Origin of the sequence: Plantactinospora endophytica (assembly GCF_016862915.1) — a bacterium.
Classification (GTDB): Bacteria; Actinomycetota; Actinomycetes; order Mycobacteriales; family Micromonosporaceae; genus Plantactinospora; species Plantactinospora endophytica.
In genome coordinates this window covers 290,612-309,031 of the sequence record NZ_BONW01000004.1, presented here as the reverse complement: position 1 = coordinate 309,031, position 18,420 = coordinate 290,612, and the positions used below count along the sequence as shown (strand labels likewise).

Sequence of the window (18,420 nt, the reverse complement as noted above, 5' to 3'; positions counted from 1 at the left end):
GGTCCGACCCGATCCGCCCCGGTCTGTACTAACTCTGGCTCGGGCCGGGCCTGCGGCCAGCTACCGCCAGCCACTCCCCGGCCCGGTACCGCAACCGCACCGGGCCGGCCGATTCGATCGCTCATCGTGTCTCCTCCGACCACCGATCGGGATCCGACCTGCTCCGTACGGTATTTTCACGGTCTAGCCGCTCGGCGGCGGACGGGAGGCGGGTCGTGGTCCAGGCGTACATCCTCATCCAGACTGAGGTCGGAAGGGCACGTGACGTGGCCGCGCACATCTCGGATATTGCCGGAGTCGTCCGGGTCGACGCGGTCACCGGGCCGTACGACGTGGTCGTGCTCACCGAGGCACACACCGTCGACGAGCTGGGCAAGATGATCGTCAGCAAGGTGCAGTTGGTGCCCGGCATCACCCGCACGCTCACCTGCTCCGTGGTGCGGTTGTAAGTGGAGCGGGCGACGAGGCCAGAGCAGCCGGAGGCAGCGCAGACCACGCCGGGGACGGCACGGACCGGGCCGGGGGCGGCGGTGGCCGGTGCGGTGGATTCACCGACCCCGAACGGGCCGGACCGGACCACCCGACAGGCGGCGCTCTGGGCCACGGTGGTCGCCCTGCCGCTGACCGCCCTCGTCGCGGTACTGGTCTTCGGCCAGCTCAACCCGGACCCGGCCGATCGGCCCGCCCCGACGCCGACCTCGGCCGCCCCGCAGGCGACCACTCCGGTGCAGATGGCCGCCCCGGCGCTGGCCGAGCGACCGGCCACCGTCTGTCGGGCTCTGCTGTCCCGGCTGCCCGCCACGCTCCGCGACCTCGGCCAGCGGCCGGTCACCGCCGGTCCCGAGCAGAACGCCGCGTACGGCGACCCGGCCGTCACGCTGGCCTGCGGCGTCGCCCGGCCGAGTGTTCCGGCGGTCGCCGACCTCTGGATGGTCAACGGGGTCTGCTGGTTCACCGAACACGGCACCGACGGCCTGGTACTGACCACTGTGGACCGTGAGGTGCCGGTCCGGCTCACCGTGCCGGCGAAGCAGGAGCAGACGGTGCAGTGGGCGGCACCGGTGTCGGAAACCCTGGTCGCCTCGGTACCCTCGGTGCCGGACGTGCCGTCCGGCTGCGCCGGCTGACCGGCACCCAGCGCCGGCTGACCAGCACCCACGACGGGGGAACATCTCCGGACCGGCGCGGATCCGGCACGCCGTACCGTCCCCGGCCCGGCCGACCGCCCCCGGACGAGCGGCGTACGGACGTTCGTCAATGCAGACCGGTGCCTCGACGCAGCGCGGTCCGGATCAGCCGGTTCACCAGCTTGGGGTACTCCAGTCCGGTCGCCGACCACATCTGCGGAAACATCGAGGTGGGGGTGAACCCCGGCATCGTGTTGATCTCGTTGAGGTAGACGTCCAGCTCCGGGGTGACGAAGAAGTCGACCCGGGCCAGACCGGCGCAGTCCAGCGCGGTGAACGTACGACAGGCGTAGTCCTGCACCTGCCGGGTCACCCGGTCCGGCAGGTCGGCCGGGATGTCGAAGTCGCTCGCGTCGAGATACTTGGCCTCGAAGTCGTAGAAGTCGTGCTCGGCGACCCGGATCTCGGCCAGCAGCGACGCCTCGGGGCCGCCACCGGCCTCGGCCTCCAGCACCCCGCACTCGATCTCGCGGCCGATGATCGCCGCCTCGACCAGCACCTTCGGGTCGACCTGCCGGGCCAGCGCGACGGCGGCGTCGAGAGCCGCCCAGTCGGTGACCTTGCTGATCCCGACCGACGAACCCGCTCGGGACGGCTTGACGAAGACCGGCAGCCCGAGCCGCTCCTTGTCCTCCTCGGTGAGGCTCACCCCGCTGCGCAGCACCACGTACGGCCCCACCGGGATGCCCTCGGCGACCGCCAGCTTCTTGGTGAACTCCTTGTCCATCGCCGCCGCCGAGGCGAAGACGTTCGCGCCGACGTACGGGATGCCGGCCATCTCCAGCAGCCCCTGGATGGTGCCGTCCTCACCGTAGGCGCCGTGCAGGGCCGGGAAGACCACGTCGACCCCGGCCAGCGCCTGCGGCCCCGAGGCCGGGTCCAGCACCATCAGGCCGTCGCCGGTCGGGTCGGCCGGCAGCACGACGGTGGCGCCGGCAGCGGCGGTGATCTCCGGCAGTCGACGGTCGGTGATGGCGAACCGGGCCGGGTCACCGTCGGTCAGCACCCACTGACCCGCCCGGGTGATGCCCACCGGAACCACGTCGTACTCGTCCGGGTCCAGGGCGGCGAGGATGCTGCCCGCACTGACGCAGGAGATCGCATGCTCCGTACTGCGGCCGCCGAAGACGACGGCCACGCGGGTCTTGCCTGGGGTGGTCACTCCGGTCACCTTTCGTTCGCGTCACCGCTGGTCGGCGTCACCGCTGATCGTTCGCGTCACTATGGCCGGTCGGTCCGCCCGGGCCCCCGGCCGCCGCCGGTGGCCGGCGCTCACCGGGTGACCCTACTCTGCGTGGCGAACTTCCGGACCTACACCCCTTTTCAGCGCCGGGAAACCTCCACCGGAGGAAGCGACGCGAGCACAACGGGTAACCGGTGGCGGACGGGCATCCGAGGGATCGGAGCGAACCGTGTTACCGGTGTGTCGCCCCCGTCGGCGGCGCCGTCTAGGCTGCTCGTCTTGTGAGTTCCGATTCGGTCATCGACAGCCTGACCACCGCGGTCGACGCGAACCCGGACGACGTCCCGCTGCGGTTGCATCTGGCCGGGCTGCTGCTCGACGCCGGCCGCGCCGCCGAGGCGATCGCGCACGTCGGGCAGGCACTCGCCCGGAATCCGGCCGACCCGCAGGCGCAGACGCTGATGCAACGCGCCCTCGGCGGCGGCACGCCGGCACCGGGCACCGGCGCACCGGGCACTTCCGCACCGAGCACTCCCGCATCGGGCACTGCTGCATCCGGCGCAGCGACCGGCGTACCGACCGGACCGGCGGCCGGCGGCACCGGCACCGGACCGGAGCGCCCGGCCCGGCCGCACCCCGGCCCGGGGCTGCCCGGCGACGATCCGCTCGCCGCCTACGAGCAGGAACTCGCGGACGTGGTACCGCCGCGCTTCTCGCCCGCCGGTGACCAGCCGGAACCGGTGACCGGGGACGCCGACCGGATGTTCGACGTCGAGATCTCCACCGTCCGGCTCGGCGACGTCGGCGGGATGACCGACGTCAAGGAACGGCTCGAACTGGCCTTCCTCGGCCCGCTGCGCAACCCCGAACTGCGCAAGCTGTACGGCAAGAGCCTGCGCGGCGGCCTGATGCTCTACGGCCCGCCCGGCTGCGGCAAGACGTTCCTGGCCAAGGCGATCGCCGGGGAAATGGGCGCCAAGTTCATCTCACTGTCCATCGTGGACGTGCTGGACATGTGGATCGGCAACTCCGAGCGCAACCTGCACGAGCTGTTCCAGACGGCCCGGCGCAGCGCGCCGTGCGTACTCTTCCTCGACGAGGTCGACGCGCTCGGGCACAAGCGTTCCAAGGTCACCTCCAGCGGGATGCGGACGATCGGCAACCAACTGCTCGCCGAACTCGACGGTGTGGAGGGCAACAACGAGGGCGTCTTCGTGTTGGCCGCCACCAACACCCCGTGGGACGTCGACCCCGCACTGCGCCGGCCGGGCCGCCTCGACCGGGTGGTCCTGGTGCTGCCGCCGGACGCGCCGGCCCGCACCTCGATCCTGGAGTACCACCTCCGGGACCGGCCGATCGCCAACATCGACGTACGCCGGATCGTCGGCGCCACCGAGGACTTCTCCGGCGCCGACCTGGCGCACCTCTGCGAGTCCGCCGCCGAGTACGCGATGGCGGACTCGATCCGGCGCGGCGAGGTACGGATGATCGAGCAGCGCGACTTCGACCGGGCTCTCAAGGACGTGCGCCCGTCCACCAAGCCGTGGTTCGCCACCGCCCGCAACGTCGCGATGTTCGCCAACGAGGGCGGCGTGTACGACGACCTGGTCAGCTACCTCAAGCGGCGAAAGCTGCTCTGATGACCGCCGGAGTCGGAGCCGGGGCCGGAGGAGGCGGCGATGGGACCGGGACCGGCTCGACCGCCGACGGGGACGCACCGGCCGCCGGCCCGGCCACGGACGTCAAGGCGTCACTGCTGGAGCGGGCGTTGCAGCTCGCCGCGGTCGGCCGGGTCAAGGCGGCGTACCCGTTGGTCACCGAGGCGCTGCGCCCCGACCCGGGCGACAGCCACACCCTCCAGGTACTCGGCCACTGCTACCAGCGGGAGGGCCGCTGGAGCGACATGATCACGGTGCTCGACATCGCGGCCCGACGTACCCCGGACAACCCGCAGTTGCAGCGCAACAGGTCGTTGGCACTGCGCCACCTGGGCCGGATCCCCGAGGCGCTGGCAGCCGCCGAACTGGCCCGTACCCTCGATCCGGACGACGCCCGCAACGAACTCGCCCGGGCCGAGGCGCTGCTGCGCGGCCGGGGTACCCGGAAGGTGCTCGCCGCCCTGGCCGCGACCCGGCGGGCCCGGGAACTCGACCCGGCAAGTGTCTGGGCGCACGTCGCCGAGGGCAGGGTGCAGCGCCGGATGGCCGAGTTCGGGCGGGCCCGGGCCGCCTACCTGGAGGCGCTGCGGCTCGCCCCCGACGACGTGTCGGCGCTGTACGGCCTGGCCAGCCTGGACAGCGACCGGGGCCGGGCGGTACGCGCCTCGCCGGCGATGGCCGGAGTGCTCCAGACGGTGCCCGACGATCCGGCGGCCATCCGGGCCGGCACGGTCAACGCCGGGCGGGCGATCTGGCTGCTGACCGATCTCGGCTGCGTCGTGCTCCTACTGGTCGCCTTCCTGGTGGGAATGTCGCAGGAGGCGATCGCGTCCCGGCCGGTCGCGGCGGCCGTCGGGGTGCTGGTGGCACTGGCCGGCGCGGCGGCGGTGTTCGCGCTGCTGCGCTGGCGGTTCCGCCGGCTGTCCGCGCCGACCCGCGCGCTGGTGCGGGCCAACCGGTACCGGTTCTCGTTCGTCACCGCGCCGCTCCGGCTCGCCGCGATCCTGCTCGGCATGCTGCTGTTCACGGTCGGCCCGTACCCGCCGGTTGCCGTCGTGGTCGTCGGCACGACGGCGCTGGTCGTTCCGCTGCTCACCCTGATCGTCAGGTGGCGCAGCCGAGCTGCGGTCGAGGTGGGCCTGCTGGTCCGCCGGGCCTGGTTCCGGCTGCACCGGCTCCGTTCCGGCAGTCGGCCCGACTGATCCTCCGGCCGCACCGGCCTCGTTCGGGCGACCGACTGGCGGATTCCCGGCCGCAGCGGCCCAACTCGGGCCGGCCAACCTGGCTGACTTTCGGCCGCACCGGCTCGACCCGGCCGGTCGGCCCGGCTGGCGGGGTCGGTGGTCAGGCGGCCAGTGACCTCTTCCGGCCGACGGCGAGCACCTTGACCCGCTGCCGCCCCGCCCGCACCATGCCCAGTGCCGTGAAGGCGCTGGCGATCCGGTCGGCGGCCTCCCGGCTGGTGGCGCCCACCACCTGACGGCGCCGCTCCGGCTCGATCCGCTCGTCCCGGCCCTCCTTGGTCAGCGGGCGCACGTCGGTGAGCACCACCAGGAACCGGGTCACCGTGACCGCCCCGGCCGACACCGCGGGTGGTCTCCCCACCCGCGGTCACTCCGATGTCCGTGCCGGTCAGCGGCCACGGCGGGCCGCCTCCGGCTGGGCCGTCGTGCCGGCCAGCCCACCCCACCGGTCCCGGCACACGTAGGCCAGGTCGGTGTGGATCCACGCCCCCTCGTTGTCCCGCAACACGGGTCGCGCACACCACCGGCATCGGGAAACCCGAGGCCAGCACGGGGTCGCGGTCATCTGTCACCTCCAGGTCCGCTTGCCGGCGGGAGGGACACGGCGATCGGGTACGGGAAGGTCCGATCGCCGTGCGCCTCATTCCCCTTCGGTCACCCACAGCCACCGTCGACACGACCACCGGCGGTGAGGACGTGATGACAGATTGCCAGTTGTGAACGCGTGAATGCAACTCTCACGTACCTTCTCTCATGCACACATTCCCGGTTCCATGTGACAGGATCGATGCATGGCTCCGAAGTCGTTCCGTGCCCGCCGCCTCGGGATCGCCCTGCGTCACGCCCGCGAGGCGGCCGGGCTCACCCTCGAACAGGCCGCCGACGAGATCAACAGCACCCGCAGCACGCTCTCCAGGTACGAGAACGCGCAGACGATGGTCAGCCCGGCCTCGGTACGCGCCCTGCTCACGCTCTACAAGCGGCCGGAGAGCGAGCTGGAGGACATGGTGGCGCTCGCCAAGGAGGCCCGGAAGCCTGGCTGGTGGGTCTCCTACTCGTACATCCTGGACCGCCGCACGATCGACTTCATCGCGGTCGAGGCCGAGGCCACCGCCATCGCCAACTTCGAGCCGTCGGTGGTGCCCGGCCTGCTCCAGACCACGGAGTACATCCGGGCGATCATGCGGGGCGGGCCGCACACCCTCGGGGACGAGGAGGTGGAGCAGCGGGTGCAGATCCGGATCGGCCGGCAGGAACGACTGAAGGAGACCGACCCGCCGATCTTCGACGCCATCGTCGACGAGGGCGCGCTGCTCCGCCCGGTCGGCGGCGACGCGGTGATGGCGGCGCAACTGAAGAGCCTGCTCAAGATGTCCGAGCTGCCGAACGTGACCATCCAGGTCATCCCGCTCAAGGCCGGTTACCACCGAGGCACCCGTGGGTCACTGCACATCCTCGAATTCGAGGACCCGGAGGATCCGACCCTCGCCTCGGTGGAGACGGTCGCCGGACAACTGATCCTCGACCGGCCGCACGACCTGCGGACCTGCGCGAAGATCATGGAACACCTGCGGGCCGTCGCGCTGAGTCCCGCGGAAAGCCGCGACACCATCAACCGCCTCCTGAAAGGACTGTGAGATGTCACCGGAGACGACCGACCTGCTCGGCCGGGCCCCCTGGCGCAAGAGCAGCCACAGCGGAGACCAGGGCGCCTGCGTCGAGTTCGCCCTGCTCGCCGGGGCCGCCGACGACGCCGTGGCCATCCGCGACTCCAAGGACACCGCCGGACCGGTGCTGCTCTTCACACCGGCCGCCTGGACCGCATTCACCACCGCGCTGGACGCCTCCCCCATTCTCCCCTGACCGGGGGGAGGTCAGGCGGTCACCGAGCTGCGTCCCCCCGGCAAGGCTCGGCCCGCCCAGCTCCGGTGCCCCACGCCCCCTGTTCCGCCGGTCCGGGTCGGCGGGCAGGGGGTGTGGCGGTCCAAGGACCCCGGGAAAAACTCGGCCGACGGCTCCCGGCCGCGTCGCTAATGTTGATCGTCGTGACCGCCACCCCACTGCACCGCGCCCTCGCCGATCCCGGTACGCCGCCGCTGCGGCCACTGCCGGCGGAGGCCGCCGAACTGCTTCTCGCGTTGCACGCCCCGGCCCGGTTGGCCGCGCACCTGCGGGCGGTGCACGACGTCGCGGCGCAACTCCTGGAGTGGCTCGGGCAGCGCCACCCCGACCTTCCCGTCGACCACCGGGCGGTGCTGTTCGGCGCGGCCACCCACGACATCGGCAAGACCCGCCACCCCGAGGAACTCTCCGGACCGGGCTCCCGGCACGAGCCCGCCGGGGAGGAGATCCTGCTCGGGTACGGCGTCCATCCGGACCTGGCCCGGTTCGCCGCCACCCACGCCAGTTGGGATTCCCCGGACGTGACGATCGAGGAATTGCTGGTCAGCCTCGCCGACAAGGTCTGGAAGGGGCGGCGCGAAACCGACCTGGAGAACCGGGTCGTGGACCGGCTGGCCGTCGTCGGCGACCAGCAGCGCTGGGCGGCGTTCCTGGAACTCGACGACGTCCTGAGCCGGATCGCCGAGCAGGCCGACGCGCGCCTCGACTTCCAGGCCCGCTACCCGACCGACTGACCGGAGCGAGCGACGATGCGGGACGACGAGTTCGAGTCGCGACAGCGGGCCCGGGAGTACTTCCACTCGCTGCGGGTGCTGCCCGGCGCCTGGACGGTGCTCCGGCTGGACGGCCGGGGCTTCACCCGGTTCACCGAGGAACACTTCGACAAGCCGTTCGACCCCCGGTTCGGGGAGCTGATGGTCGACACCGCCCGGACGCTGCTGACCGAGCTGGGCGCGCGGTACGCGTACACCGAGAGCGACGAGATCTCGGTGCTGCTTGCCCCCGACCACGGCCTGTTCGGCGGCGGGGTGGAGAAGCTGGTGTCGATCTCGGCCGGGATCGCCAGCGCCGAGTTCACCCGGGCCGCCGGCGAGTCGGCGCACTTCGACTCCCGGCTCTGGCTGGGCGTCGACGTCGGCGACGTGGTCGACTACTTCTCCTGGCGGCAGTCCGACGCGGCCCGCTGCGCGTTGAACGGCTGGTGCTACTGGACGCTGCGCCAGGCCGGCCACTCCGCCCGGGACGCCACTCGGACCCTCGACGGGGCAAGCACGTCGGAGAAGAACGAGCTGCTGTTCCAGCACGGGATCAACTTCGCCGAGCTGCCCGCCTGGCAGCGCCGGGGAGTCGGCCTCTGGTGGGAGAGCCAGCAGCGCCCCGGCCACGACCCGGTGCGCGGCACCGAGGCGGTCACCACCCGCCGCCGGCTGCGGATCGAGCGCGAGCTGCCGATGAAGGCCGACTACCGCGACCTGGTCGAACGGATCGCCACCACCCGGTCCTGAGTGGGCGTCACCGGGCGGAGGTGAGGTGTGAAACCTGCCCGGCCCGGTCACCGGCAACCCTCGGCGGCCGGCTCGGCGTCGAGCGCGTCCGCGAACCCGTGCAGCGGTACAGCCGGCCGACCAGGACCGCCAGCAGCGCCAGCTCGACCACCACCAGGATCCGCTCGACCAGACCCATCATCACCCGGCCGCCGGGAAACGCGACGTAGTAGAGCGCGAGCAGGGCGAGCACGCTGGTCACCGCGAGCGCCCGCAACCGGCGTACGGCGTCCCGCCAGCGCGCGTCGGCGGCGAGTCGCCGGATCGCCAGCAGCGTCGCGACCGGCAGGGCGACGAAGGCGGCCACCGAGACGTACCGGTGCACGTAGCCCTGGGTACTCAGCTCGACGACCCCGATCGGGTCGGTCGGGATCAGCGCCGAGGCGATCAGCCCCAGGCACCAGACCAACAGCAGCGCCTCGGCGAGACGTCCCACGCCGACCCGGGCGGCCCGCAACGCCAGCGGTACGGCCAACGAGGTCACGCCGAGGACCAGGATCGCGAGGTTCATCGGCCAGCCGTTGTTCGACACGGCGTAGTCGCTGATGGTCAGGGACAGCGGACTCATCCCGGGGTCGGGGGCGAGGTGCGCCGCGACGCCCAGGGCCGCCGTAAGGGACAGACCGAGCGCCGCGACCAGGGTGAGCGGGCGGGCGGTCCACGGCTGGGGATGGGATCCGGACATCATGTGACCAGCGTGGTCGCGCCGGCACGGCAACGGATCCGGCGCGATCCCGGACCGATCCCCGGGTTCCGCGACCCTGAGCGGATCAGGGTGGGGTAGGCCCTACCGCGCCGACTACCCCCAGCACCATCGACACGTACGGTAGCTAGCGGAGTGCCGGGGTGACCGCCCCGTCGAGCAGCTTCAACGCGGCGATCGCGGAGCCCCGGGCACCCGCCATGTCGAGATCGGGCACCAGCGCGAACCGGGCCCGCGCCGCCTGTTCGGCCCGCAGTGTGGTGTGTTCCCGGACGGTGGCCAGGAACCAGTCCCGGAACTCCGGCGTCGCCTCCACCACCCCGCCGCCGACGAAGTACCCGTCCGGGTCGGTGAAGTTGGCCACGATGGTGAAGAGCCGGCCCAGCGCCATCGCCTGCTGCTCGAAGATCCGCAACGCCATCGGGTCGCCGTCCACCCCGTACGACCGGACCTGCTTGGCGGCGCGTACCGGATCGAGTTCGCCGAGCGGGTGCCCGGCGAACCGGGTCAGCCAGTACGGCAGCAGGTTGCGCCGGATGCCGGTGAGCGAGGCGACGCTCTCCACGTCCGCGACGAACCCGCAGTTGCAGGCCGGTACCGGCTGCCCCTCGGCGAGCAGGCCGAACATCGGGATGTGCACGTGCCCGAGTTCGCCGGCCATCCCGGCGGTGCCGGTGACCACCTGCCCCCGCTCGACCACGCCGCCGCCGAGCCCGGTGCCGACGATGGCCGAGACCGACGAGCGTTCCGGCGCGTCGGCGCCGAAGTAGGAGTGGTGGGCGTAGAGCGCCGCCGCGTTGCCGTCGTTGTGGTAGACCACCGGCAGCCCGAGCCGGCGTTCGAGGGCACTGCGGATGTCGTAGCCGCGCCAGGCCGGCTGGGAGAAGTTCGTCGAGCCCTTCGAGGAGATGACCCCGGAGGCGCTGGCCGGCCCCGGAGTGTCCAGCCCGACGGCCCGGACCAGTTCCGGTCGGGTACCGGTACGCGCCAGCACCTGCTCCATCGCCGCCGCGAGCGCCTCGACCGCCGCCTCCGGCCCCTCCAGCACCCGGCACGGGTTCTCGACCAACTGGTCGACCAGGAACCGCCCGGTCGCGTCCAGCACGGTGGCGTTGTTGCTGTTGCCGCCGTTGTCGAGCCCGACCACGACCGGTACTTCCGAGTTCGCCATGGTGTGCCTCCCGGTACGACGGCCGAGCCGGGGCCGGGTTCCGACCGCCAGCCGACCGATGTCCATACCCTGCCGTACCCGGGGTAGTCCCGCACCCCCCTGCCCGCCCGCCGGGACGTCACGGTCGGCTGCCGGTTGCCGGCTCACCGTCGCCGGAAACGGGACATTCGCCCGGTTCCGGCAACGCCGACCGCCTGCCCCGTCGCCCGGGTGTGACCGCATCGTGCTCGCTCACCCGGGACAGTCGACGTCGCCGCCCCAGCCGACCCTGGTCACGTCCGTGCCGACCGCATCGTCCGGCCGATCCCGCCGGCACACCGCGCCGGACCGCAGCCGCTCGGTCACCCCGGACAGTCGACGCCGACCTCGATCCGGGCCACCTCCTCGATCGGGGTCAGCTCCTCGGGCCGGGACTGCTGCTCGCGTCCGGTGGAGCGGATCGTCAGCGGCACGCAGGCCGGCGCGTCGACCCAGAAGCCACCGGCGAAGGCGAGCCAGCCGGACTCGGCGGCGCAGCCCGGAAAGTGCAGGGTACGGGCGGGGCGGGCCGGGCTGCCCCAGCCGATCCAGGGCCGGCCAGCAGAGGTCGCCGGCACGATCAGGTCGACGCGGGCGTCGGCGCGTACGAGCAGGCCGGTCTTGGCGAAGAGTCGGGCCGGGTCGCTCCCACCGGTCGAGGACGGTTGGAGTCGGTCCGGGGTGAGCGCCACCGCGTCGGCCAGTACCGTCCAGCCCTCCGGTGGCGCCTCGGACCGGTCGATCACGTGCGCGCAGGAGATCGTCGTCCCGGCACCGGCCGGTACCGGACCGCTCGCCGCCGGACCATCCCGGCCGGACCCCGGATTGCCGCTCGCCGCCGGACCATGCTGGCCAGACTCCGGGGTGCCGCCCGCTGCCGGGCCGGAACCGGGGTTGACGGTCGCGGTCGGGCCGGGCGGAGTGTCGGGGGCCGGGTCGGTGCAGCCGGCGGCCAGCAGGCCGGTGGCGACGAGGGCGGGCAGGATCCGCAGCGCTGTCCTCACGCCGGGTCGAGTCACCGCGCCGCACCCGGGTTCCGGGCGCGGCCCGCCCGGACGGGTCGCGGCGCTACGCGCCACCACCGGCGGCGTCGAGCGCGGCGACCAGGTCGGCGACCAGGTCGGCGGTGTCCTCCACGCCGCAGGAGAGCCGGACGAAGCCGGCGGAGACGTCGTCCCCCCACTGCGCCCGCCGGTCGGCGCTGGTGTGCAGGCCGCCGAACGAGGTGGCCGCGAAGACCAGCCGGCTGGCGGTGAGGAACCGGGCCACCCGGTCGGCGTCGCCGAGGTCGAAGGCGACGATCCCGGGAATCCGCCGGAGCTGCCGGCTGGCGATCGGGTACGCCGGGTCGTCGGCCAGCCCCGGCCAGCGCACGGCGGAGACGTCCGGCCGGGCCCGGAGTGCTGCCGCCACCGCCGCCGCGTTGGCGCTCTGCCGAGCCAGCCGCAGGTCCAGGGTGGCCAGTGAACGGTGCGCCAGCCACGCGTCGAAGGCGCCCGGGATCGAGCCGGTGGTGGTCCGCCAGCCCCGGATCGTGTCGAGCAGCCCGGCGGTCCGGCTGGCCACGTAACCGAGCAGCAGGTCGGAGTGGCCGGTCAGCGCCTTGGTGCCGGACGCGACGACCAGGTCGGCGCCGAGGTCGAGGGGACGCTGGCCGAGCGGCGTCGCGGTGGTGTTGTCGACCGCGAGCAGTGCCCCGGCGGCGTGCGCCCGAGCTGCCAGGTCGGCGATGTCGCAGACGTCCAGGCCCGGGTTGGCCGGCGTCTCGACCAGCACCAGACGTACGCCGTCGAACGCCGGATAGGGCCCGGCGGTCGGTACGAAGTCGACCCGTACTCCGATCCCGCGCAGCGTCTCGGCCGCGAACGCCCGTACCGGGAAGTAGCCGTCGGTGGGCAGCAGCACGGTGTCACCGGGCCGGAGCACCGAGAGCAGTACGGCGGTGATCGCCGCCTGTCCGCTGGAGAAGGCGAGACAGTTGCCGCCCTCCAGTTCGCCGATCGCCGACTCCAGCCCGCGCCGGGTCGGGTTGTCCGGCCGGCCGTACCCGTTCGGGGTCGCCTCCGGGCCGATCGCCGGGTCGAGATGGTAGGGGGCGGCGAAGACCGGACCGGGCAGGAAGGGCTGCCCTGGCACCGGCTCCGGCAGCCCGGCGTGGACGACCCGGGTGCCGTCGCCGTAGTCGGAGCGGTCGGACACCGTCTTCTCCCCTCGGTCGGCACCGACCCCGGTCACTCGGGCCTCGGCTTGCGGCTCATCAGCACGGCCATCGCGGAACTCAGGTCGGCGCCCTCGTGGCAGACCCGCTCGACCTGCTCGGTGATCGGCATCTCCACCCCGTGCGCCCGGGACAGGTCGCGGATCGCGAGGCAGCTCTTCACGCCCTCGGCGGTCTGCCGGGTCGCCGCCTGCGCCTCCTCCAGGGTTTCGCCCCGGCCCAGGTGCTCGCCGAAGGTCCGGTTCCGGGACAGCGGCGACGAGCAGGTGGCGACCAGGTCGCCGAGGCCGGCCAGGCCAGCGAAGGTGAGCGGGTCGGCGCCGAGCGCCACCCCGAGCCGGGCCGTCTCGGCCAGCCCTCGGGTGATCAGGGTCGCCCGGGTGTTGTCGCCCAACCCCATCGCCGTGATCATGCCGTACGCGAGGGCGATCACGTTCTTGACCGCACCGCCCAACTCGCAGCCGATCACGTCGTCGTTGGTGTACGGCCGGAAGTACGGCGTGGTGACCGACGCCTGCACCAGGTTCGCCCGCTCGGTGTCGGTGCAGGCGACCACGGTCGCGGCGGGCTGTTCGGCGGCGATCTCGGCGGCCAGGTTGGGACCGGAGACCACCGCCACCCGGTCCGCCGCCACCCCGGCGGTCTCCACGATCACCTCGCTCATCCGCTTGGTGGTGCCCAGCTCGATGCCCTTCATCAGGGAGACCAGCGTCGAGTCGGGGTCGAGGTGCGGGGCCCATTCGGCCAGGTTGCCGCGCAGGGTCTGCGCCGGTACCGCCAGCACCACGAGGTCGGCGCCGGTGATCGCCTCGGCGGCGTCGGAGGTGGCGCGTACCGCCGTCGGCAGCCGCAGTTGGGGCAGGTAGTCGGGATTGGTCCGGGTGCTGCGGATCGCCTCGGCCACCGCCGGTCGACGGGCCCAAATCACCACGTCCCGGCCGGCGTCGGCGAGCACCTTGGCGAAGGCCGTACCCCAGGAGCCGGCGCCGAGCACCACGGCGTGGCTCATGCCCGGTCCCCGGTACGCCGCTCCGGCTGCTCCTCGGTCCGCCCGCCCGGCTGCCCGTCGGCACCGAGGTTCTGCTGCCCGTCGGCACCGAGGTTCTGCTGCCCGTCGGCACCGGGGTTCTGCTGCTCCTCGACACGGCGGTTCTGCTGCGGCGACCAGATCGGCGGCGGCGTCTCGTCGCGGATCTCGGCCAGCATGTCCCGCAGCCGCAGCATGATCGCGTCGGTCATCTCGTCCAGCACCGCCTTGCCGGGCGCCGCTCCGGCCCACCGGCTCAGGTCCACCGGCGGGCCGGCGACCACCGTCACCGGGGTACGCGGCCGGAGGCTGAACTTCTTGGTGCGCGGGTCGAAGATCCGCTGCGGGCCCCACATCGCGATCGGGACCACCGGGGCACCGGTGGCCAGGGCGAGCCGGGCGGCGCCGGTCTTGCCGCGCATCGGCCACAGCTCGGGCTCCCGGGTGGTGGTGCCCTCCGGATAGATCACCACTGCCGCACCGGACCGGACCGCCCGGTCCAACGCGTCCAGCGACCGGGCCGCGTCGACGGTGCCGCGCTCCACCGGAATCTGCCGGCACTTGAGCAGGATCTTCCCGATCACCGGCACCTTGAAGACGCTCGCCTTGCCCAGGTAGCTGGGCCAGCGGCCGGCGTCGTAGATGTAGTGCGCCGAGACGAGCGGGTCGAAGTGGGAGAGGTGGTTCGGCACCAGGATCACACCGCCGGACGACGGGATGTGCTCCATGCCCCGCCAGTCGCGGCGGGTCCAGACGGTCAGCGTCGGCTTCACCACCGACACGGCGAACCGTCGCCAGAATCCCAGCCTGCGCCGTGCCACTCTGCCTCCTCGTCGTCCCATCCTGGCGCGGCCCGACCGGGGTCCGCCCGCAGCGAAATCATGCCTGCTCGCCCCGGGTACGGCCAGCCAGGGGTGCCCCCGGATCGGGGAACGCCACATCCCGGCCGGCGGCGCAGGGCTGGCAGGATTGTCGTGTGGGAGAGCGGAACTGGACCGTGGTGGTGCCGGTCAAGCGCCTCGGCGCGGCGAAGAGCCGGCTGCGCGGCGCGGTGCACGGGGTACCGCACGAACTGCTCGCCCTGGCGCTGGCCGAGGACACCGTCGAGGCCGTACTGGCCTGTGCGGCGGTTCGGGAACTGCTGGTGGTGACCGGCGACCCGCAGGCCGCCCGGACGCTGGGCCGGCCCGGTGTCCGGATCGTGCCGGAGCCGTCGACGGCCGGGCTCAATCCCGCCTTCGCCCGGGGTGCGGGACTCGTCTCCGGCGGCCCGGTGGCGGCACTCACCGCCGACCTGCCGGCGCTGCGCCCGAACGAGCTGGCCGAGGCGCTGCGGGCCGCCGAGGCCGGGCCGCCCGGGGTACGCCGGTTCGTCGCGGACGCCCCCGGCACCGGCACGGTACTGCTCACCGCCGCCACCGGCGCCGCCCTGGACCCCCGGTTCGGCCCGCACTCGGCGGCGGCGCACGCGTCCTCCGGCGCCCGTCCGCTCACCGGCGCCTGGCCCACCCTGCGCCGGGACGTCGACACCCCGGCCGACCTGCGGGCGGCGGCCGTACTCGGTCTCGGCCGGCACACCACTGCGGTGACGAGACGAGCGGCACCGGCCGGCGCGGACCGCTGACCCGCTGACCCGCTGACCCGCTGACCCGCACCGAACTGCCGTCGTCGGCGCTGCGCCACCCACTCGGCCGGACCCGTCACCCGGGCGACCGGTGTACGGTGCTGGGCATGCAGGGCACGGTGGCGGACTACGACCCGCAGACCCGGACCGGCACGCTGCTGCTCGACGACGGCACCCGGGTCGGCTTTCCGGCGACCGCGTTCGACGCCTCGGGCCTGCGCCTTCTCCGGTTGGGTCAACGGGTCCGACTGGAGCACGACGACACCGGCACCCTCGTCAGGATCACGCTGCCGACCTTCCCCTGACCCGGTCGGTCAAGTTCATTTTCCGTTAACCGCCGCCGGGGAATGATGGGGTGGTGAGCACCCCGCCGTCCCGCCGCCCCCTTTCCTCGCGACAGGCGCGGTCCCGCGCCACCGAACGGTCGACGCCGGATCCGGCAACGGACGGCGCGGACGAATCCCGGCAGACAGGACGATCCCGGCGCACCGCGACACCCTCGTCGACGACGGGCGCGGGCCGCGCGACGCGTACCCCCAGGGCCGGCCGGGCCTCCGTGCCCGCCGACCGCGAGCCGGCCGCCGAGCCGGACGGCACCGTCGAGCCGGACGGGACGGCGGAGCCGGACCGGGCGGCTGGGCAGGACCAGGCCGCCGACGCGGCGCGGGGTGCGGCCGGCGGACCGGACCGGACCCCGGCGACCGGCCTGGCCGACAACCCGTCGCGGGTCCGGCGTGGCGGGCCGGCGACCGGCCCCGGCAGTCCCACCCCGGACAGTGGCCTCGGCGCCCGGCCCGAGACGACCGAGCCGAAGGCCGAGCCGGACCCCGAGCCGTTCGAGCCGCTGCCGCCGGACCGGTTCCTCAACCGGGAGCTGTCCTGGCTGGATTTCAACGCCCGGGTGCTCTCCCTGGCCGAGGATCCGGACACGCCGCTGCTGGAGCGGGCCAAGTTCCTCGCCATCTTCGCCAACAACCTGGACGAGTTCTACATGGTCCGGGTCGCCGGGCTGAAGCGCCGGTTGCAGGCCGGACTGCCGGTCCGGGGCGGCGACCAGATGCCGCTGACCACCCAACTCGAACTGGTCTCCGAGCGCGCCGCCGAACTCGTCGCCCGGCACTCGGCGTGCTTCGTCGACGAGGTGATGCCGAAGCTGGCCGCCGAGAACATCGCCCTGCTGCACTGGACCGAGCTGGCCGCCCCGGAGCGGCAGCGGCTGCGGACGTACTTCCGGGAACAGATCTTCCCGGTGCTCACCCCGCTCGCCGTCGATCCGGCGCACCCGTTTCCGTACATCTCCAGCCGGTCGCTGAACCTGGCGGTGGTGGTCCGGGACTCCGACCACGGTTCGGAACTCTTCGCCCGGGTGAAGGTGCCGAACAACGTACCCCGGTTCGTCCGGGTCGAACGGGAGGCGCCCGGCTACCGGTTCCTGCCGGTGGAGGACCTGATCGCGGCCCACCTCGACCAGCTCTTCTCCGGGATGCAGGTGGTCGAGTGCCACCTGTTCCGGGTCACCCGCAACGCCGAGGTGGAGGTCGACGAGGACCGGGACGAGGACCTGCTGCAAGCCCTGGAACGGGAGCTGGCCCGGCGCCGGTTCGGTCCGCCGGTACGCCTGGAGGTGGCCGCCTCCGTCTCCGACCACGTCCTCGACCTGCTGGTCCGGGAACTCGACATGGACAGTCAGGACGTACTGCGGGTGCCCGGGCTGCTCGACCTGACCGCGCTCTGGCAGGTCTACAACGAGTCCAACCGGCCCGAGCTGAAGGACCCGCCGTTCGTCCCGGCCACCCATCCCCGGCTGGCCGAGGGCGAGGTACCGCGCAGCGTCTTCGCCACCCTGCGGGACGGCGACATCCTGGTGCACCACCCGTACCACTCGTTCTCCACCAGCGTGCAGCGGTTCATCGAGCAGGCCGCCGCCGACCCGAACGTGCTGGCCATCAAGCAGACCCTCTACCGCACCAGCGGGGACTCGCCGATCGTCGACGCGCTGATCGACGCCGCCGCCGCCGGCAAGCAGGTGGTGGTGCTGGTCGAGATCAAGGCGCGGTTCGACGAGGTGGCCAACATCGGCTGGGCCCGGGTGCTGGAGCGGGCCGGCTGCCACGTGGTCTACGGCCTGGTCGGGCTCAAGACGCACTGCAAGACCGCGCTGGTGGTCCGGCAGGAGGGCAACCAGATCCGGCGGTACTGCCACATCGGCACCGGCAACTACCACCCGAAGACGGCCCGGCTCTACGAGGACTTCGGGATGCTCACCGCCGACCCGGAGATCGGCGCCGACCTCACCGACCTGTTCAACGTGCTCACCGGGTACAGCCGGCAGACGTCGTACCGGCGGCTGCTGGTGGCACCGCAGGGCATCCGGCGCGGCCTGATCGAGCGGATCGAGGGCGAGATCGAAAAGGTCCGCAGGGGCCTGCCGGGACTGGTCCAGTTCAAGGTCAACTCGCTGGTCGACGAAGCGATCGTGGACGCGCTCTACCGGGCCTCCCGGGCCGGGGTGCACGTCGACCTGCTGATCCGGGGCATGTGCACGCTGCGACCCGGCGTACCGGGGCTGTCGGAGAACATCCGGGTCCGGTCGATCCTCGGCCGGTTCCTCGAACACTCCCGGGTGTTCCGGTTCGGCAGCGGTGTCGCCACGCCGGCCGCCGAGGGTGGCGGGTCGGACGGCGCGGTCGAGTTCTGGATCGGCTCCGCCGACCTGATGCACCGCAACCTGGACCGCCGGGTGGAGGCCCTGGTGCAGGTCACCGACCCGGTCGCCCGGACCGAGCTGGACGAGTTGCTGACCGCCGCGATGAGCCCGCAGGTGGAGGCGTTCGAGCTGGCCGGGGACGGCTGCTGGACCCGGCGCCGGGGCAGCCTGGACGCGCCGCTGGTGAACCTCCAGGAGGCGCTGCTGCGCCGGGTCGCCGGGAACGCCAAGTGA

18 protein-coding genes and 1 pseudogene are annotated in these 18,420 nt (G+C 72.9%); 11 read left to right on the top strand and 8 right to left on the bottom strand.

Annotated elements, in window-relative coordinates; translation table 11 throughout:
* The first annotated feature begins 215 nt into the window (after positions 1-215).
* Together Pen02_RS07085 and Pen02_RS07080 are read left to right on the top strand one after the other, a co-directional pair.
* Entirely contained in the window at positions 216-449 is a 234-nt protein-coding gene (locus tag Pen02_RS07085) for an Lrp/AsnC ligand binding domain-containing protein (RefSeq protein WP_203865109.1), read from the top strand.
* Positions 450-1,127: a DUF3515 family protein gene (locus Pen02_RS07080; RefSeq protein WP_203865108.1), complete on the top strand. Its 678-nt coding sequence runs from the start codon at positions 450-452 to the stop codon at positions 1,125-1,127.
* 127 nt (positions 1,128-1,254) lie between these two features.
* On the opposite strand, the gene Pen02_RS07075 is transcribed toward Pen02_RS07080, so the two are convergent.
* On the bottom strand, positions 1,255-2,349 hold the full coding sequence (locus Pen02_RS07075) for a D-alanine--D-alanine ligase family protein (RefSeq protein ID WP_203865107.1): 1,095 nt from the start codon (positions 2,347-2,349) through the stop codon (positions 1,255-1,257).
* Between the two features lie 302 nt (positions 2,350-2,651).
* Between Pen02_RS07075 and Pen02_RS07070 the strand changes: the two genes are divergently transcribed.
* Together Pen02_RS07070 and Pen02_RS07065 are read left to right on the top strand one after the other, a co-directional pair.
* Positions 2,652-4,010, top strand: a complete 1,359-nt coding sequence (locus Pen02_RS07070; RefSeq protein ID WP_203865106.1) for an ATP-binding protein — start codon at positions 2,652-2,654, stop codon at positions 4,008-4,010.
* Positions 4,010-5,230: a tetratricopeptide repeat protein gene (locus tag Pen02_RS07065; RefSeq protein ID WP_203865105.1), complete on the top strand. Its 1,221-nt coding sequence runs from the start codon at positions 4,010-4,012 to the stop codon at positions 5,228-5,230. The genes Pen02_RS07070 and Pen02_RS07065 overlap by 1 nt, the downstream gene beginning before the upstream one ends.
* Positions 5,231-5,372: 142 nt before the next feature.
* Here the strand turns inward: Pen02_RS07065 and Pen02_RS07060 are convergent, their stop codons facing one another.
* Positions 5,373-5,594 (bottom strand): hypothetical protein, encoded by a 222-nt coding sequence (locus Pen02_RS07060; RefSeq protein ID WP_239140202.1) that lies wholly within the window; start codon positions 5,592-5,594, stop codon positions 5,373-5,375.
* Positions 5,595-6,063: 469 nt separating this feature from the next.
* On the opposite strand from Pen02_RS07060, the gene Pen02_RS07055 reads away from it, so the two are divergent.
* The 4 genes from Pen02_RS07055 to Pen02_RS07040 all read left to right on the top strand — a co-directional run bounded on the left by Pen02_RS07055 (position 6,064) and on the right by Pen02_RS07040 (position 8,679).
* Entirely contained in the window at positions 6,064-6,909 is an 846-nt protein-coding gene (locus Pen02_RS07055) for a helix-turn-helix domain-containing protein (RefSeq protein WP_203865103.1), read from the top strand.
* Position 6,910: 1 nt separating this feature from the next.
* Positions 6,911-7,135, top strand: a complete 225-nt coding sequence (locus Pen02_RS07050; RefSeq protein ID WP_203865102.1) for a DUF397 domain-containing protein — start codon at positions 6,911-6,913, stop codon at positions 7,133-7,135.
* Between the two features lie 182 nt (positions 7,136-7,317).
* Positions 7,318-7,908, top strand: coding sequence for an HD domain-containing protein (locus tag Pen02_RS07045; RefSeq protein WP_203865101.1), 591 nt, complete (start codon positions 7,318-7,320; stop codon positions 7,906-7,908).
* 15 nt (positions 7,909-7,923) lie between these two features.
* Complete coding sequence (locus Pen02_RS07040; protein ID WP_203865100.1) at positions 7,924-8,679, top strand: tRNA(His) guanylyltransferase Thg1 family protein; 756 nt, start codon at positions 7,924-7,926, stop codon at positions 8,677-8,679.
* A 7-nt stretch (positions 8,680-8,686) separates the two neighbouring features.
* Here the strand turns inward: Pen02_RS07040 and Pen02_RS07035 are convergent, their stop codons facing one another.
* The 6 genes and pseudogenes from Pen02_RS07035 to Pen02_RS07010 all read right to left on the bottom strand — a co-directional run.
* A complete protein-coding gene (locus Pen02_RS07035) occupies positions 8,687-9,406 on the bottom strand; it encodes a DUF998 domain-containing protein (protein WP_203865099.1) in 720 nt (239 codons plus the stop codon).
* 142 nt (positions 9,407-9,548) lie between these two features.
* Entirely contained in the window at positions 9,549-10,592 is a 1,044-nt protein-coding gene (locus Pen02_RS07030) for an ROK family protein (RefSeq protein WP_203865098.1), read from the bottom strand.
* Between the two features lie 341 nt (positions 10,593-10,933).
* Complete coding sequence (locus tag Pen02_RS07025; protein ID WP_203865097.1) at positions 10,934-11,614, bottom strand: hypothetical protein; 681 nt, start codon at positions 11,612-11,614, stop codon at positions 10,934-10,936.
* A gap of 64 nt (positions 11,615-11,678) precedes the next feature.
* Positions 11,679-12,809, bottom strand: coding sequence for a cystathionine gamma-lyase (locus tag Pen02_RS07020; protein WP_203865096.1), 1,131 nt, complete (start codon positions 12,807-12,809; stop codon positions 11,679-11,681).
* A 32-nt stretch (positions 12,810-12,841) separates the two neighbouring features.
* Positions 12,842-13,837, bottom strand: a complete 996-nt coding sequence (locus Pen02_RS07015) for an NAD(P)H-dependent glycerol-3-phosphate dehydrogenase (RefSeq protein WP_203865095.1) — start codon at positions 13,835-13,837, stop codon at positions 12,842-12,844.
* Between the two features lie 107 nt (positions 13,838-13,944).
* Positions 13,945-14,676 (bottom strand): annotated as a pseudogene (locus Pen02_RS07010) (lysophospholipid acyltransferase family protein); the annotation flags it as partial.
* A gap of 155 nt (positions 14,677-14,831) precedes the next feature.
* On the opposite strand from Pen02_RS07010, the gene cofC reads away from it, so the two are divergent.
* The 3 genes from cofC (at position 14,832) to Pen02_RS06995 (ending at position 18,420) form a co-directional block, all read left to right on the top strand.
* Positions 14,832-15,479, top strand: coding sequence for a 2-phospho-L-lactate guanylyltransferase (gene cofC / locus Pen02_RS07005; protein ID WP_203865093.1), 648 nt, complete (start codon positions 14,832-14,834; stop codon positions 15,477-15,479).
* Between the two features lie 107 nt (positions 15,480-15,586).
* Positions 15,587-15,784 (top strand): cold-shock protein, encoded by a 198-nt coding sequence (locus Pen02_RS07000; RefSeq protein WP_203865092.1) that lies wholly within the window; start codon positions 15,587-15,589, stop codon positions 15,782-15,784.
* Between the two features lie 251 nt (positions 15,785-16,035).
* A complete protein-coding gene (locus Pen02_RS06995) occupies positions 16,036-18,420 on the top strand; it encodes an RNA degradosome polyphosphate kinase (RefSeq protein WP_275413558.1) in 2,385 nt (794 codons plus the stop codon).

Excerpts from the sequence above, each read along its gene's own strand:
- Pen02_RS07065 (WP_203865105.1), top strand. The coding sequence starts at position 4,010 with ATGACCGCCGGAGTCGGAGCCGGGGCCGGAGGAGGCGGCGATGGGACC.
- Pen02_RS07055 (WP_203865103.1), top strand. The coding sequence starts at position 6,064 with ATGGCTCCGAAGTCGTTCCGTGCCCGCCGCCTCGGGATCGCCCTGCGT.
- Pen02_RS07050 (WP_203865102.1), top strand. The coding sequence starts at position 6,911 with ATGTCACCGGAGACGACCGACCTGCTCGGCCGGGCCCCCTGGCGCAAG.
- Pen02_RS07040 (WP_203865100.1), top strand. The coding sequence starts at position 7,924 with ATGCGGGACGACGAGTTCGAGTCGCGACAGCGGGCCCGGGAGTACTTC.
- Pen02_RS07035 (WP_203865099.1), bottom strand. The coding sequence starts at position 9,406 with ATGATGTCCGGATCCCATCCCCAGCCGTGGACCGCCCGCCCGCTCACC.
- Pen02_RS07030 (WP_203865098.1), bottom strand. The coding sequence starts at position 10,592 with ATGGCGAACTCGGAAGTACCGGTCGTGGTCGGGCTCGACAACGGCGGC.
- Pen02_RS07015 (WP_203865095.1), bottom strand. The coding sequence starts at position 13,837 with ATGAGCCACGCCGTGGTGCTCGGCGCCGGCTCCTGGGGTACGGCCTTC.
- Pen02_RS07000 (WP_203865092.1), top strand. The coding sequence starts at position 15,587 with ATGCAGGGCACGGTGGCGGACTACGACCCGCAGACCCGGACCGGCACG.